This is a genomic window from Microbacterium gubbeenense DSM 15944, from assembly GCF_000422745.1.
Lineage (GTDB): Bacteria > Actinomycetota > Actinomycetes > Actinomycetales > Microbacteriaceae > Microbacterium > Microbacterium gubbeenense.
In genome coordinates this window covers 1-14,169 of sequence record NZ_AUGQ01000033.1, presented here as the reverse complement: position 1 = coordinate 14,169, position 14,169 = coordinate 1, and the positions used below count along the sequence as shown (strand labels likewise).

18 protein-coding genes are annotated in these 14,169 nt (G+C 64.3%); 8 read left to right on the top strand and 10 right to left on the bottom strand.

All coding sequences use genetic code 11. The features are described from left to right. From G510_RS18730 to nrdI, 6 genes are all read right to left on the bottom strand, one after another. Positions 1 to 259, bottom strand: a 259-nt coding sequence (locus tag G510_RS18730) for a transposase (RefSeq protein ID WP_029153883.1), incomplete at its 3' end; no start/stop codon positions are given. Between the two features lie 31 nt (positions 260 to 290). Next, positions 291 to 791, bottom strand: a complete 501-nt coding sequence (locus G510_RS18355) for an AraC family ligand binding domain-containing protein (RefSeq protein WP_169562632.1) — start codon at positions 789 to 791, stop codon at positions 291 to 293. Between the two features lie 79 nt (positions 792 to 870). Further along, positions 871 to 1,446: an NADPH-dependent FMN reductase gene (locus G510_RS0112435; protein ID WP_029153881.1), complete on the bottom strand. Its 576-nt coding sequence runs from the start codon at positions 1,444 to 1,446 to the stop codon at positions 871 to 873. Between the two features lie 48 nt (positions 1,447 to 1,494). After that, complete coding sequence (gene nrdF, locus G510_RS0112430; RefSeq protein ID WP_084644374.1) at positions 1,495 to 2,520, bottom strand: class 1b ribonucleoside-diphosphate reductase subunit beta; 1,026 nt, start codon at positions 2,518 to 2,520, stop codon at positions 1,495 to 1,497. Positions 2,521 to 2,546: 26 nt separating this feature from the next. Continuing rightward, positions 2,547 to 4,703: a class 1b ribonucleoside-diphosphate reductase subunit alpha gene (gene nrdE, locus G510_RS0112425; RefSeq protein WP_029153879.1), complete on the bottom strand. Its 2,157-nt coding sequence runs from the start codon at positions 4,701 to 4,703 to the stop codon at positions 2,547 to 2,549. After that, complete coding sequence (nrdI, locus tag G510_RS0112420; RefSeq protein WP_036323288.1) at positions 4,700 to 5,203, bottom strand: class Ib ribonucleoside-diphosphate reductase assembly flavoprotein NrdI; 504 nt, start codon at positions 5,201 to 5,203, stop codon at positions 4,700 to 4,702. Before nrdI ends, nrdE begins: the two co-directional genes overlap by 4 nt. Before the next feature lie 169 nt (positions 5,204 to 5,372). Here nrdI and G510_RS0112415 point away from each other — a divergent pair, with 169 nt between their 5' ends. Genes G510_RS0112415 through G510_RS18045 form a run of 5 tightly spaced genes read left to right on the top strand, consistent with a single transcriptional unit; the run spans position 5,373 to position 8,938 of the window. Next, positions 5,373 to 5,636 carry a hypothetical protein gene (locus G510_RS0112415; RefSeq protein WP_029153877.1) on the top strand — a complete coding sequence of 88 codons (264 nt, stop codon included), beginning with the start codon at positions 5,373 to 5,375 and terminating at the stop codon, positions 5,634 to 5,636. A gap of 44 nt (positions 5,637 to 5,680) precedes the next feature. Then, entirely contained in the window at positions 5,681 to 6,622 is a 942-nt protein-coding gene (locus G510_RS0112410; protein ID WP_036323285.1) for a metal ABC transporter substrate-binding protein, read from the top strand. Continuing rightward, a complete protein-coding gene (locus G510_RS0112405) occupies positions 6,622 to 7,359 on the top strand; it encodes a metal ABC transporter ATP-binding protein (RefSeq protein WP_029153875.1) in 738 nt (245 codons plus the stop codon). The genes G510_RS0112410 and G510_RS0112405 overlap by 1 nt, the downstream gene beginning before the upstream one ends. Beyond that, positions 7,359 to 8,234, top strand: a complete 876-nt coding sequence (locus tag G510_RS0112400; RefSeq protein WP_029153874.1) for a metal ABC transporter permease — start codon at positions 7,359 to 7,361, stop codon at positions 8,232 to 8,234. Before G510_RS0112405 ends, G510_RS0112400 begins: the two co-directional genes overlap by 1 nt. An 11-nt stretch (positions 8,235 to 8,245) precedes the next feature. Then, positions 8,246 to 8,938 (top strand): metal-dependent transcriptional regulator, encoded by a 693-nt coding sequence (locus G510_RS18045; RefSeq protein WP_084644373.1) that lies wholly within the window; start codon positions 8,246 to 8,248, stop codon positions 8,936 to 8,938. Between the two features lie 5 nt (positions 8,939 to 8,943). Here the strand turns inward: G510_RS18045 and G510_RS0112385 are convergent, their stop codons facing one another. From G510_RS0112385 to G510_RS19130, 3 genes are all read right to left on the bottom strand, one after another. Further along, positions 8,944 to 9,624 (bottom strand): metal-dependent transcriptional regulator, encoded by a 681-nt coding sequence (locus tag G510_RS0112385; RefSeq protein ID WP_029153872.1) that lies wholly within the window; start codon positions 9,622 to 9,624, stop codon positions 8,944 to 8,946. Between the two features lie 102 nt (positions 9,625 to 9,726). Next, positions 9,727 to 10,803 carry a DNA-methyltransferase gene (locus G510_RS16850; protein ID WP_051216743.1) on the bottom strand — a complete coding sequence of 359 codons (1,077 nt, stop codon included), beginning with the start codon at positions 10,801 to 10,803 and terminating at the stop codon, positions 9,727 to 9,729. Positions 10,804 to 11,066: 263 nt separating this feature from the next. Continuing rightward, entirely contained in the window at positions 11,067 to 11,432 is a 366-nt protein-coding gene (locus tag G510_RS19130) for a helix-turn-helix transcriptional regulator (RefSeq protein ID WP_084644372.1), read from the bottom strand. A gap of 171 nt (positions 11,433 to 11,603) precedes the next feature. On the opposite strand from G510_RS19130, the gene G510_RS0112375 reads away from it, so the two are divergent. The 3 genes from G510_RS0112375 to G510_RS16845 all read left to right on the top strand — a co-directional run bounded on the left by G510_RS0112375 (position 11,604) and on the right by G510_RS16845 (position 13,955). Beyond that, positions 11,604 to 11,993, top strand: coding sequence for an IS5 family transposase (locus G510_RS0112375; protein WP_029153871.1), 390 nt, complete (start codon positions 11,604 to 11,606; stop codon positions 11,991 to 11,993). Positions 11,994 to 12,138: 145 nt separating this feature from the next. After that, entirely contained in the window at positions 12,139 to 13,491 is a 1,353-nt protein-coding gene (locus G510_RS0112370) for an IS256 family transposase (RefSeq protein ID WP_029153870.1), read from the top strand. A gap of 68 nt (positions 13,492 to 13,559) precedes the next feature. Continuing rightward, positions 13,560 to 13,955, top strand: coding sequence for a transposase (locus G510_RS16845; RefSeq protein ID WP_157560613.1), 396 nt, complete (start codon positions 13,560 to 13,562; stop codon positions 13,953 to 13,955). On the opposite strand, the gene G510_RS18035 is transcribed toward G510_RS16845, so the two are convergent. Next, the coding region (locus G510_RS18035; RefSeq protein ID WP_157560612.1) for an integrase core domain-containing protein at positions 13,889 to 14,169 on the bottom strand (281 nt) is incomplete at its 5' end. The genes G510_RS16845 and G510_RS18035 overlap by 67 nt on opposite strands.

Sequence of the window (14,169 nt, the reverse complement as noted above, 5' to 3'; positions counted from 1 at the left end):
CGGTCGCGCGACGCAGGACCTCGACTTCCTGCTCGAGGAGACGATTGCGCTTCCGGAGCTCACGCAACTCCGCGGGCTCCTGCTTCGTCTCGCCCGGCTGCTCGCCGGCCTCGATCCGCGCCTGACGCATCCACTTATCGAGAGTTCCGACATGGACACCGAAGTCCTTCGCGATCTGCGCGAGCGTGACCTCCGGATCACGGTTCTCCGCGACGCGGATCACGTCGTCGCGGAACTCCTTGGGGAACGGCTTGGGCATGATGACATCCTTCCAGGCCAGCCCTCCCGGGCTAGCCACTTTTGATGTCACCTGTTCCTACAGCAGACCCCACCGCGGGGTGTTCGGGCGAGTGTTCGGGGACGGGTCGCGTGAGGATATCGAGCAGGTCCACTGCCAGACTCAAGCGGCGAAGTGTCGGCAAATGGTGCAGTTCACCGTCGATCAACCGTTGCAGGGAAGCATTCACGTGCGGGAACACTGTGGAAGGCACGTCGAGCACGGTCGGGTCTGACCGGTGGCTGTCTGAAAGCACAAGAGGAGCAGGAGCGCTGGACTGAGTGATCCAGCGCTCCTGCTCCTCAAGGAATGCGGTGTCGATGTATGCGGTGGTGGTGATGACTAGACCGGCGGGTTCTCCCGCATACCAGTGGCCTGGAGGGAGCAGCACGACCTGCCCTGCGGCAAGATCAACTTCACCGGTCTCGTGCCTGAGCGTCGTGGTGCCCGAGTTCACGATCATCACTTTGGTCGCGTCGACAGCAACCCGACCCGTCGCGGCGGAGTGGAGCACGCGCTTTACCGTCAGTGGAAAGGGATTAACACGCGCGCCCAGAGCCTGCGCTCGTGCTTCCGGGGATGCAGGCATCGCATCAACGCACCGAGTTTTGACTTTCGATGAGTCGAGCGAAGCGGAGGATGTAGTCCCGGAGGAACTGTACGGTCGATTCCTGCGAGATGTTCCCGTCCTCACCGAAAAGGGTGGGTGATTGGGAAAGGAAGACCTCGGGCTGTCCGGGGGTGGGCATGTCGAAGTATGAGAGTGCGAGCCGGAGGTTCTTCTGCGAGCTGTACCCGCCCATGCGGCCAACGGAGTGGCTGATGATCCCGGCGGGAAGGTTCTTCCAGGCGACATCGCTGTTGGGTTTGGAGCCGATGTCGATGGCGTTCTTCAGGCAGGCGGGGATGGTGCGGTTGTTCTCTGGTGTGACGAACAACACACCGTCGGAGGCTTTGATGACTTTCCGGAACTGGGCGTATTCCGGCGGGGTGGGTTTGTCGGTGACTTCGGGATCGTCGTAGTCGAAGTCGTAGAGAGGAAGATCGCGGATCTCAACGATGCGCGCGTCGTAGCCGTCGGGAAAGTAGCCGATGGCGTTGTGGGCGATCTTGCGTGCGTAGGAGCCGCGGCGCAGACTGCCGACAAGGACGGAGACGTTCTTACTCAAGGGGTCGTTCTCTTTTCTCTGAGGCGTAAGTGTGGGAGTGACGGTCGGTTAGAAGTCCCAGTCGTCGTCGCTGGTGTCTACGGCTTTGCCGATGATGTAGGAGGACCCGGATCCGGAGAAGAAGTCGTGGTTTTCGTCCGCTCCGGGTGCGAGGGCGGCGAGGATCTCGGGGTTGACCTCGGTCTGCTCCGGGGTGAAGCGGGCGGGGTAGCCAAGGTTCATGAGTGCTTTGTTCGCGTTGTAGCGGACGAAGACGGCGACGTCGTCCATGAGGCCGAGCGGCTCGTAGAGCTCACCGGAATACTGCAGCTCGAGTTCGTAGAGCTCCTCGAGAAGCGCGTAGGTGAACGCCCGCATCTCCTCTTGTTCGGTCTTGCTGTGCGTCTCGAGGCCGCGCTGGTATTTGTAGCCGGAGTAGTAGCCGTGCACCGCCTTGTCGCGCAGGATCAGGCGGATCATGTCGGCGGTGTTGGTGAGTGTCGCGTGGACGGAGAAGTGCAGCGGCAGGTAGAACCCGGCGTAGAGCAGCAGCGAGGACAGCAGCGTCGAGGAGACCTTCCGCTTGAGCGGATCATCCCCGTAGTAGTGCGCGAGCACCTTCTTGCACCGCTCCTGGAGCAGATCGTTGGCGACGGCCCACCGGTACGCGTCGTCGATCTCAGGTGTCGAGGTGAGGGTGGAGAACACGCTGGAGTAGGAGCGTGCGTGCACGGACTGCATGAACGCGATGTTGGTGTAGACGGCCTCTTCGTGTTCGGTGCGGGCATCCTGGATCTGGCAGATCTCTCCGACGGTGGCCTGCACGGTGTCGAGCATGGTGAGCCCGGTGAACACGCGCATGGTCAGCGTGCGCTCTTCCTGGGTGAGTTTCTGCCAGGCGGGGAGGTCGTTGGAGAGGGGCACCTTCTCGGGGAGCCAGAAGTTCGCGGTGAGACGGTTCCACACCTCGAGGTCCTTGTCGTCTCCAACGCGGTTCCAGTTGATGGGCCGCAGCCGGGCCGTCGGGTCGTGCCGGTAGCCGGGCGGGGTGAGCGAGACGTCGGTGAGCGGGCGGGTGGGGTCGATGATCGTCACGGGAGGATTCCTTCGGTTCGTCTGGTTCACAGCGCGCAAGAGACGCAGTTCTCGATCTCGGTGCCTTCAAGTGCGGGCTGGCGCAGGCGGATGTAGTAGAGGGTCTTGATCCCGGCACGCCAGGCGCGGATCTGCGCCTTGTTGATGTCGCGGGTGGTCGCCGTGTCCCGGAAGAACAGCGTCAGCGACAGGCCCTGGTCGACGTGGCGGGTGGCGGCGGCGTAGGTGTCGATGATCTTCTCGTAGCCGATCTCGTAGGCGTCCTCGAAGAACTCGAGGTTGTCGTCGGTCATGTGCGGGGCCGGGTAGTAGACGCGGCCGAGCTTGCCTTCTTTGCGGATCTCGATCTTCGCCGCGATCGGATGGATCGACGCGGTCGCATGGTTCACGTACGAGATCGATCCAGTCGGCGGGATCGCCTGCAGATAGGCGTTGTAGATGCCGTGCTGCCGCACGGATTCCCGCAGCCGCGCCCAGTCGTCGCGGGTAGGGATCGCGACGCCTGCCTCTGCGAAGAGAGCGCGGACACGTTCGGTGGCGGGCTGCCACTCGCGCTCGGTGTACTTATCGAAGTGCGAGCCGTCGGCGTAGGCGGAGGTCTCGAAGCCGGTGAAGGCCGTGCCGCGTTCGATGGCGATCCGGTTGGAGGCGCGCAGGGCGTGGTAGGTGACGGTGAGGAAGTAGATGTCGGTGAAGTCGATGCCCTCCTCACTGCCGTAGCGGATGCGTTGCGAGGCGAGGAACCCGTGGAGGTTCATCTGCCCGAGCCCGATCGCGTGCGACGCGTCGTTCCCGGCCGCGATCGAGGGGACCGCGTCGATGTCGGTCTGATCCGACACGCTCGTGAGTGCCCGCACCGCGGTCTCGACGGTCGCGCCGAAGTCCGGTGAGGCGAAGGCCTGGGCGATGTTGAGGGAGCCGAGGTTGCAGGAGATGTCCCGGCCGACCTGCTCGTATCCGATCGCCGCGTCATAGCGGGACGGGGTGTTGACCTGGAGGATCTCGCTGCAGAGGTTCGACATGTTGATGTGCCCCTGCAGCGGGTTGGCGCGGTTGACGGTGTCCTCGAACAGCACGTAGGGGTATCCGGATTCGAACTGCAGCTCGGCGAGGGTCTTGAAGAACTCCCGTGCGCTGATCGTGCTCTTCCGCACCCGCGGATTCGCGACCAGCTCGTCGTAGTGGTCATTCACCGACAGATCCGACAGCGGCTTCCCGTACTCGCGCTCGACGTCGTACGGGCTGAACAGGTGCATGTCCCGGTTCTCCTTCGCCAGCTGGAAGGTGACGTCGGGGATCACGACGCCGAGCGACAGCGTCTTGATGCGGATCTTCTCGTCCGCGTTCTCGCGCTTCGTGTCCAGGAACCGCAGGATGTCCGGGTGGTGCGCATGCAGATACACCGCTCCCGCGCCCTGCCGAGCACCGAGCTGGTTGGCGTAGCTGAAGCTGTCCTCGAGGATCTTCATCACCGGCACCACCCCGGAGGCCTGGTTCTCGATCTGCTTGATCGGCGCACCGGTCTCGCGCAGGTTCGTCAGCAGCAACGCGACCCCGCCCCCGCGCTTGGACAGCTGCAACGCGGAGTTCACACTCCGTCCGATGGACTCGAGATTGTCCTCCAGGCGGAGCAGGAAACAGGACACGAGCTCCCCGCGCTGCGCCTTGCCCGCGTTCAGGAACGTCGGGGTCGCAGGCTGGAAACGGCCGGAGAGCATCTCATCCACCAGCCGGGTCGCCAGCGCCTCGTCGCCCCGTCCGAGGAAGAGCGCGGTCGCGACGACGCGCTCCTCGAACCCTTCCAGGTACGTGGTGCCGTCGAACGTCTTCAGGGCGTACGAGGTGAAGAACTTGAACGCGCCGAGGAAGGTCTGGAAACGGTGCCCGGCCTCGCGAGCCCGCTCATGCAGGTCGGTGAGGAACTCCGGGGCGTACGCGTCAAGGAACGCCCGCTCGTAGTAGTCGTTCGCAACTAGCCACTCCAGGCGCTCGGCCACGCTCGGGAAGATCCTCGTGTTCGGGATGACGTGTTGACGCAGGTACTCCTCGGCGGCTTCCCGGTCCTTGTCGAACTGGATCGACCCGTCTGGGGCGAACAGATTCAGTTGCGCGTTGAGCGCGTGATAGTCCTTCCGCGCACCGATCCCGGTGCTTGCCCGAGCCTCTGGGGAGATGATGGTCATGCGGTCTTCCTCTCAATGGATGTCAGGTTGTCGGAGGCCTGGTCCCAGAAGCGGGTCAGGCCGTTGTTCACGTGTTCGATGTCGCGCTGGGTGCCGAGCAGCTCGAAGCGGTACAGCTCCGGCACCCGGCACTTCGCGGAGATGACAGGGCCGGCGAGGCAGTAGTGCTCGCCGAAGTTCGTGTTCCCCGCCGTGATCACACCCCGAATGAGGGCACGGTTCGCGGGGTCGTTGAGGAACGAGATCACCTGCTTCGGCACCGCCCCGGAGCGCGCCCCACCGCCATAGGTCGGCACCACGAGCACGAAGGGTCGTGCGACCCGGATCAGCCCCTCCACCCGGGGCCGCAACGGAACACGAACCGCGGGCCGGTCCAGCTGGTCGACGAACCGGCGAGTGTTCTCCGACACGCTCGAGAAGAACACGAGATCAGGCGACTGGGCGGCGGCGAACTCGCGCACTGAGAGCGCGGCGCGCCGGGGCTCGTGGGGGGCTGGCATGGCGTTCCTCCTCGCTCTCTGGCTGTGACGCGCCACGCCACCAACCACTACATGTTGTGCCTCACCGATGTTTGGAGCGGCGTATCTAGTAATAACATCGATGTGGTTCACTTGTCTACGCCACGCCCAGGTTGGAAACTACGGTAGGCCGAACAATAGGATGTGTGGCATGGGACGAACGCACGTGGACGAGCGCAATGAGGGTGCGTGGCTGGAGGCCATCACCTTGTTTCAATCCGTGCGAGACGCCGACCGTGACGCTGCGGCTCGCCTGTTGCGAACGTTTTCTGACCCCGAAGCGGTGATGCTGAACCTCCTGCGCATGCTCGGCGTGTACCTGCGCGGAGAAGCACCCGACAAGCTCGACCACTTCATCGCCGCATCCCATCGCGCTGGCCCGCCCCCAAGCCCTCCGTTTCCACCACTCACGTGAACTTCCACCCGTATCTCGCCACCCGTTCAGCTAAGGAACCATCCATGCCACGTAACTCCCGCTTCTTCTCCCGCCGTTCCCTGCCGCTGCTGGCAGCGTCCGTGCTCGCGCTGTCTCTTGCTGGATGCGCAACATCTGGCGAGAACGATGCAGGAGCAGACGATGAGCGTCCCGTGGTGCTGACGACGTTCACCGTTCTCGCGGACATCGCCGAGAACGTCGCCGGCGACAACCTGAGGGTGGAGTCGATCACGAAGGTCGGGGCGGAGATCCACGGCTACGAACCCACACCCGGCGACATCCGCAGAGCATCGGTGGCCGACCTCATTCTCGACAACGGGATGAATCTCGAGGCGTGGTTCGGACAGTTCGTCGAAGGCATGGACGTGCCCCATGTCGTCGTCAGCGACGGAGTCGAGACGATCGACATCACCGAGGACGCCTACGCAGGGATGCCGAACCCGCACGCGTGGATGAGCCCGGTGAACGTGCAGATCTACGTCGACAACATGGTCGACGCGTTCAGCGACCTCGACCCCGACAACGCGAGCGAATACGAGGCCAACGGCGAGGCATACAAGGCCGAGCTACAGACCGTGCAGGACGAGCTGGTCGACGAGCTGTCGGTCCTGCCCGATAACCAGCGGGCGCTGGTCACCTGCGAGGGCGCGTTCTCCTACCTCGCCCGGGACGCCGGGCTAACGGAGAAGTACATCTGGGCAGTCAACGCCGAGCAGCAGGCCAACCCCCAGCAGATCACCTCTGCCATCGAGTTCGTGCGCGAGAACGATGTGCCCGCGGTGTTCTGCGAGTCCACGGTCTCGGACGCTCCGATGCAGCAGGTCGTGGAGGCCACCGATGCCGAGTTCGGCGGCGTGCTGTACGTCGACTCCCTCTCCGAAGCGGATGGCCCGGTCCCGACCTACCTGGAGCTGATCCGCCACGACGCGACCACCATCATCGACGCTCTGACGGCACGCAACTGATGACGACAGCGATCTCGGTACATGACGTCACCGTGCACTACGGCGACGTCCTCGCCCTCGACCACGCCACCCTCGAGGTCCAGGCCGGTCGGGTGTGCGGACTCATCGGCATGAACGGGTCGGGAAAGTCGACCCTGTTCAAGACCATCACGGGACTGGTGCGCCCCGACTCCGGCACGGTGCGCGTGAATGACGAGAGCCCGGGCAGAGCGCGCAAGTCTGGAGCCGTCGGCTACGTGCCACAGAGCGAGGACGTCGACTGGGCGTTCCCGCTCTCCGTGCGTGATGTCGTGATGACGGGCAGATACGGGCACATGGGCTTCATGCGCCACGCGAGAAGGACCGACCATGAGGCCGTCGATGACGCACTGGAGAGGGTGGAGCTGACCGAGTATGCGAACCGGCAGATCGGGCAGCTCTCGGGTGGTCAGAAGAAGCGCGTGTTTGTCGCACGGGGCATCGCCCAGGGGGCGACGATCCTGCTGTTGGATGAGCCGTTCGCTGGCGTCGACAAACGCTCCGAAGCGACGATCACCCGGCTGCTGCGTGAGCTGGCCGACGCTGGGGCCACGGTTCTCGTCTCGACCCACGACCTCCACGCCCTGCCCGACTTGGCCGACGAGGCCGTTCTCCTGATGCGGCGCGTGCTCATGCACGGCGACCCGGACGAGGTGCTCCAGCCCGACAACCTTGCCCTGGCCTTCGGCCTGGACGTCCTGAACCGAGGCGACAACTGATGAACCTGATCGATTTCTTCCTCGAGCCCCTCAGCTATGACTTCATGGTGCGCGCCCTCGCGACCACCTTGATCGCCTCGATCGTGTGCGCGGTGCTCTCCTGCTGGCTCGTCCTGATTGGCTGGTCGCTCATGGGCGACGCCGTCTCCCACGCCGTCCTCCCCGGCGTGGTCCTCGCATACATCGTCGGGGCCCCGTTCGCCCTCGGGGCAGTAGTGTTCGGGTTCCTCGCCGTCGCCCTCATCGGCGCGGTGCGAGACACCAGCCGGGTGAAGGAGGACGCTGCGATCGGAATCGTGTTCACCACGCTGTTCGCTCTCGGGCTCGTGCTGATCTCCGTGACCCCGTCGCAGACCGATCTGAACCACATCATCTTCGGCAACCTGCTCGGCGTGTCCTGGGCCGACCTTATCCAGGTCATCATCCTCGGCGCGATCACCTTCACGATCCTCATCACCAAACGCCGCGACTTCACCCTCTACGCCTTCGACCCCACCCACGCCCACGCCATCGGCCTCAACCCGAAGCTCCTCGGCGCAGCGCTCCTCGGCCTCCTCGCGCTCACCGCCGTCGTCGCCCTCCAGGCCGTGGGCGTGATCCTGGTCGTGGCGATGCTGATCATCCCCGGCGCGACCGCCTACCTGCTCACCGATCGGTTCGGACGCATGCTCGTCATCGCCCCCGCGATCTCCGCAGCCTGTGCCGTCATCGGCCTGTATCTGAGCTACTACCTCGACACCGCCTCCGGCGGCATGGTCGTCCTCGCCCAGGGAGCCGTATTCGCCCTCGTCTACCTGTTCAGCCCCCGGCACGGACTCATCGGAACCCGGGTCATGAGCACACGCCGCAGGCGCGCACTCGCTTCCGCTCAGTAGGGGCATCCCGCATGCACGGCAAGAGCGACCGGTCAGGGACCAGAGCACGCTATCTCCGTGCCATCTGGTCCCAGACTGAGAACAGTGACGCTCCGGTTACGGTCACGGGCCTTGCCCGTGCGCTGCGGTTCGTGCCGGGGAGCGTGTCCGAACAGGTGAAGCGACTCGTCGATGACGGCCTCGTCGACCACGAACGGTATAAGAGTATTTCCCTCACTCCTACGGGACACCTCGAAGCGATGCGGGCAGTGCGGGCGAACCGGATACTTCGGTGCTTCCTCCACGACGTCCTCGACCTGCCCTGGAGCGAACTCGCTTCCAATGCGGACGCATTGGAAGCCAGCAGCTCACCCCGCTTCCTCCAGCGAATCGAAGCTTCCCTCGACCAGCCCACCCACGACCCCTACGGGCAGCCCATCCCCACCCCAGACGGTCACATCGAATCCCGCCGAGATGCCCGTCTGCGGGAACTCGCACGCCCGCGATGGGCTCCCGTGAGGATCACGCGCGTCGCCGATGCGCCACTCGAAACACTGGTCTTCCTCGACCAGCGACACCTTCGCCCCGGCACACGGTTACGCATCCAGGCCTGCACAGCGGAAGTCGACATCATCGAGGTCCGCTCGGCGGAATGGCATGGCACGCTGCTCCCTGTCGGAGCAGGCGTGCTCCATGCATCACTCCACGACGAAGCTGCGGGGTGACGGCATCAACTGGCCACGACAGACACATAGAGTGCATCTGTCGCCGAACGCCCCAGTGCTATCGAGGCGTCCGATCCCGTCACTCGCGCGTCCAGTGCGTCCGAGAACGGGGCACCTTCGCCGATCTCCAGCGTTGATCCGATTAGGAAACCATGCTCTTCGAAGAACTGCAGGAGCGCCGGGTCCGAGTCTGAAATGCGCTCGACCACCACTCGGTGCCCCGCCCCCACTTTGGTCAGTTGCGTCGCGTCCGGGATATGCACCGTCCCGTCAGCGGATGGGATCGGATCCCCATGAGGGTCGCGGGTGGGGAACTCTAAGAACTCGTCGATCCGGTCGATCATGAAATCTGACACCGCATGCTCAAGGTGCTCAGCCTCGTCATGCACCTGATCCCACGAGTACCCCAAGACTCTGACGAGGAACGACTCAATCAGCCGGTGCCGACGCACCATCGCCAGCGCGTAGGAGCGCCCCGTCTCCGTCAGCTCCACCGAACCATAAGGAGCATGCTTGACAAGACCCTGCGTAGAGAGCTTACGGACAGCATCCGAGACCGAAGAGAGCTTCAACCCTGTTCGCTCCGCGATCAGCGTCGGCGTCACCGGCACCGACGACCACTCCGTCAGACCCCACACAGCCTTCAAATAGTTCTGGGTGCTCGCGGACAACTCAGAGACGGACATGACCTCAGCATAACGCCGAACATGCAACTACGGCATGGCTATACTCAAAAGTACGGCGTTGAGGCGGCGCGGTCATCGACAGACGTTCGCCAGCCACAGGAGCTACCGGTCCAGCCGCGACTGGACCAGTGGAACGTACGACGCATCCTTCTCGAAGCACAGCACGCGATAGCCATCGCTGACCGCTGCTTCCGCCGTCGCCCCCGATCCAGCGAATGGCTCCAGCACCACTCCGTGCGGCGGGGTCACCAGCGTGACGAGCCAGCGCATCAACGCCAACGGCTTCACGGTTGTGTGTGAGACCCCGAACGCGCGGGGTCGTTCCGCAGTGGAGGGCTTGTGGTCAAAGCGGAAGATCGGGAACTTCCGCGACAGCGACTCGCCCTGCCACGTCCCCGTCAACACATCCAGCGCATCGGCCTGGCCCGGATCGAAGGCGACGTTCGTGGGCCACCGGCCGTCGGCGAACCGTCCGCCGTCGATGTTGAGCCCGCCGACACCGTGCTCCAGGACATTGCGGACGAGGTTTCCTTCGGGGGGTTTGCGGGCGATGATGATCGGCTCGAACGCCGGTCGTAGCGCCGTGCCCCACCCCTCCCACCGCTGCGCGTCCTTGGTCACCGGAGTGCCCTTCGAGACGACGGTGCGGGTCGCACCGAGCACCCCATCATGATCCGTGGCCTGCACGACCCGGTCGCTGCGTTGCATGCCGTGGTGCTTGTCGATCGCGTGCGAGAGGTCCATGCTCTTGGGCATCCCGGTGGTGTGCAGCCAGGCAATCTGGTCGCGGATCTCGAACCCTGCATTCTCGATCCCACGCACCATCCGGTGCCAGGTGCGTGCACCACCGAACGCTGCAACATACGCACCCGGCTTCAGTGCATGCAACGCTCCTGCAGCCCACGCCGTGCACCACGTCTCGAACATCTCCGGCGCACTCATTGCACTGGTGTCGATGTGCGGGAGGGACTCGCGGAACCCGGAGGCGTCGTCCCAGGTCTGCCCGTTGAAGCTCAACCCGTAGGGCGGGTCGGTGACCAGGGCATCGATGCTCGCCGCGGGCAGGAGCGGGAGGAGCTCGACCGCGTCCCCGAGATAGAGCGTCGCCCGGTCATCGGCGAGCGCCGGCTTGGGTAGTTCGGTCAGGCGCGTGGCGGGCGTCGGGGTGGGGTCGGGCATGGCTGTGGCTCCCTGGTGTTCGGGGCCTGTCCGCGCTCGTGTGCGACGAACAGGCTCACCCAGCAGGTACGGGCCACAGCGACGAAACCGAGCCCACACGGCCCCAGCGTCGACGCCACGAGAGAGTCAGTCTCAGCGGGCCAGATCTGAGCTCCACGAGGTGCCCGCGCCTCGCCGATTTCCCAGTGCCTGATTTTCTCCCACACACGATCGGCAATCAACGATCAAGATCTGAAGCGCATCGCGGTTGCGAGGATGCCCACTCAGTGAATGAGTCCCGAGTCGGCAAGAGAGCCGGCGCCTGGCGAACGGTACGAGTTCGCGTAGGCGCTTGGTGGTATACCGTATCGTTGCTTGAACGAGCGCGATGCCGTCGACAGGTCATGCCAGCCCACTGCAGCGCCCGCCGCACTGATGGTCATATTTGTGGTGGCGAGGAGTTCCGCCAACCGATCGGCTCGGAGTTGACGAAGAAGGGCCGCCGGTGAGATGCCGATCTGAGCATGAAACAGCCGGGTCAGATGTGTTGGAGACACAGCGACCTCGCGAGCGAGGTCCTCGATCCGCCACTGGCGGTCTAGCTCAGCTCGCAACAGGGCAGTGGCAACGACGATCTCTCGTCGGGGCATTGCAGCGGTTGGTTCGACGTTTCCATTCGAAACGCCGCTCAGCCTCCCGACTGCATCGAGCACCGCGGATACAAGGGAGAGCGTCGCGAAGTCAGTTGACGCTTGCGTAGACACGTGCGCTAGGGCGTGTTGATCAAGTTGATTTGTCTTCGTGTGGGTGAGTCTTGAAGGGTGGCGCGACAGGAGATTTCTGATGAGGTGTGGTCTGTGATGGAGCCGTTGATGCCGATCGTGTCGGGTCGGTCGCGGCCGTGGACGGATCACCGGCTTGCTGTGGAGGGCATGGCGTGGAAGTACCGCACTGGTGCGCCGTGGTGGGACGTGCCGGAGCGGTTCGGGAAGTGGAACTCGATCTACAAGCGCTTCAACCGATGGGCTGAGGATGGCACCTGGGAGAAGCTGCTCGCTGAGTTGCAGAAACAGGCTGACTCGCTGGGAAAGGTCGACTGGGTCGTCTCGATCGATTCCACGATCGCGCGGGTGCATCAGCACGGCGCGACCCTGCCCCGGGACACAGGGGGCTGTGTCGAATCACAAGGATCCGTGGGTCGAGCCGCCTGATCATGCGATCGGCCGTTCTCGTGGCGGGTTGACGACGAAGCTGCATCTGGCAGCGGATGGCCGCGGTAGACCGCTGGGCATGGTGATCGAGCGTGTCAAATGGTGTGTGTAAGGGGTGGATCTCCTCACGAAAGGAAGCACCACTATGGCGATCGACAAACAGGCGCGTGAAGAGCGTCGCAAGGCTCAGGAAGCAGGCGCGAAGCGTCTCGAGGAGGCCGGGGTCTTCGATGACCTGTTCGCGCGGATCGACGCGGGCGAGATCCAGCTCGACGGTGATGGCGGGTTCATCCAGGAACTGATCAAGCGGGGCCTGGAACGCGGGCTGCAGACGGAGCTGACCGATCACATCGGCTATGACAAGGGCGACCCCGAGGCGCGCGTTTATCCGAACTCGCGGAACGGGTCGTTCCCGAAGACGGTTGGCACGAGCGTCGGCGATGTCGAACTGCGGATCCCGCGGGACCGGGATGGGTCGTTCACGCCACGCCTGGTCCCGACCGGTAGTCGCCGGTTGTCGCAGTTGGACGAGATGATCATCTCGCTGTATGCCGGCGGGATGACCGTCCGCGATATCGAGCATCACCTCGCCTCGACGGTCGGCACGGAGCTGAGCCACGAGACGATCTCGAACATCGTCGACGAGATCGCCGACGACGTCCTCGCTTGGCAGCAACGTCCGTTGGAGGCGTTCTACCCGGTGATCTACCTCGACGCGCTGATCGTGAAGGTCCGTGACGGCGGGCATGTCCGCAACAAGGCCGCGCACATCGCCGTCGGCGTCGATATGGACGGCATCAAGCATGTGTTGGGGATCTGGATCCAGGCCACCGAGGGAGCGAAGTTCTGGGCAGGCGTCTGCGCCGAGCTCGCCAACCGCGGCGTCCGCGACGTCCTCATCGTCTGCTGCGACGGGCTCACCGGCTTCCCCGAAGCGATCGAGGCGACATGGCCGGATTCGATGGTCCAGACCTGCGTGGTCCACCTCATCCGAGGCGCGATGCGTTTCGTTGGCTACGGGCAGCGCAGGGCCGTCGCGGCCGCGCTGAAGCCGATCTACCAAGCGGTGAACGCCGACGCCGCCAGGGCCGCGCTGGAAGCGTTCGCAGGCTCCGAGTTGGGGCAGGCGAACCCTCACGCCGCAGCGGTGTTCGCTGATGCCTGGGAACGGTTCACACCTTTCCTGGCGTTCCCACCCGAAGTCAGGCGGGTGATCTACACAACCAACGCAATCGAGTCGCTGAACTACCAGCTACGGAAGGTCTCTAAGAACCGCGGCCACTTCCCGAACGACAACGCGGTCGTGAAACTGCTCTGGCTCGCGATCTGCAACATCGAGGACAAACGCGCCCGCGCCCGCGAAAAGGAACGAGGCCTCCGCGCCGAGCGGCGCAAAGCCTCCGGGCGGCTCGTCGAGGGCCAGGTCGTCACGAATTGGAAGAAAGCCCTCGAGCAACTCGCGATCGTCTTCCCCGACCGCGTCCAGCCCTACCTCTAACCCCGAGACCCCGCCCACTTACACACACACACACAACTTGACAAGCTCTGGTGATCACCGGTGGGAACGTGAACGACACCACCATGATGACCGCCGTGCTCGATGACATCCGGGTCCCGCGCGCAGGCAAGGGCAGACCCCGCACCCGACCCGACCGGGTTCTCGCGGACAAGGGTTACCCCTCCAAGGCGAACCGGGCGTGGCTGCGCGCCCGCGGGATCGCCGCCACGATTCCCGAACGCGACGACCAGATCGCCCACCGTCTCAAGCATCCCGGCCGGCCGATCGATTTCGGGCACGAGCAGAAGATCCGCTACAAGGGCCGCAACGTCGTCGAGCGGTGCTTCAACCGACTCAAGCAGTGGCGCGGCATCGCGATGCGTTCAGATGTCCCGCGTCAAGTAGTTGGCAGGATTTCTTCGATTTCGAAGTTGGGGATGGTGGGGTGCGCGTGGCCGGCGTAGACGTCGGCGGGTCGGTTCCAGGCGATCGCTTCGTGCGGGCGGACGTGGTTGTAGTCGTGCCGGTAGGCGTCGATCTGATCGACGAGGGTCAGGCCGTCGTCGATTTCCTCGCGGAACAGCCACTCGTACTTCATCGTCCCGAAGCCGCGTTCGCGTGACCCGTTCTGACCCGGCGTTCGCACTCTCGTGCGGACGTGGCGGATCTCAGGGTGTG

Excerpts from the sequence above, each read along its gene's own strand:
- G510_RS0112385 (WP_029153872.1), bottom strand. The coding sequence starts at position 9,624 with ATGTCCGTCTCTGAGTTGTCCGCGAGCACCCAGAACTATTTGAAGGCT.
- G510_RS16850 (WP_051216743.1), bottom strand. The coding sequence starts at position 10,803 with ATGCCCGACCCCACCCCGACGCCCGCCACGCGCCTGACCGAACTACCC.
- nrdI (WP_036323288.1), bottom strand. The coding sequence starts at position 5,203 with ATGCCAGCCCCCCACGAGCCCCGGCGCGCCGCGCTCTCAGTGCGCGAG.
- G510_RS19130 (WP_084644372.1), bottom strand. The coding sequence starts at position 11,432 with ATGCCCCGACGAGAGATCGTCGTTGCCACTGCCCTGTTGCGAGCTGAG.
- G510_RS0112410 (WP_036323285.1), top strand. The coding sequence starts at position 5,681 with ATGCCACGTAACTCCCGCTTCTTCTCCCGCCGTTCCCTGCCGCTGCTG.
- G510_RS0112400 (WP_029153874.1), top strand. The coding sequence starts at position 7,359 with ATGAACCTGATCGATTTCTTCCTCGAGCCCCTCAGCTATGACTTCATG.
- G510_RS0112415 (WP_029153877.1), top strand. The coding sequence starts at position 5,373 with ATGGGACGAACGCACGTGGACGAGCGCAATGAGGGTGCGTGGCTGGAG.
- G510_RS0112405 (WP_029153875.1), top strand. The coding sequence starts at position 6,622 with ATGACGACAGCGATCTCGGTACATGACGTCACCGTGCACTACGGCGAC.
- G510_RS0112370 (WP_029153870.1), top strand. The coding sequence starts at position 12,139 with ATGGCGATCGACAAACAGGCGCGTGAAGAGCGTCGCAAGGCTCAGGAA.
- nrdE (WP_029153879.1), bottom strand. The coding sequence starts at position 4,703 with ATGACCATCATCTCCCCAGAGGCTCGGGCAAGCACCGGGATCGGTGCG.
- G510_RS18045 (WP_084644373.1), top strand. The coding sequence starts at position 8,246 with ATGCACGGCAAGAGCGACCGGTCAGGGACCAGAGCACGCTATCTCCGT.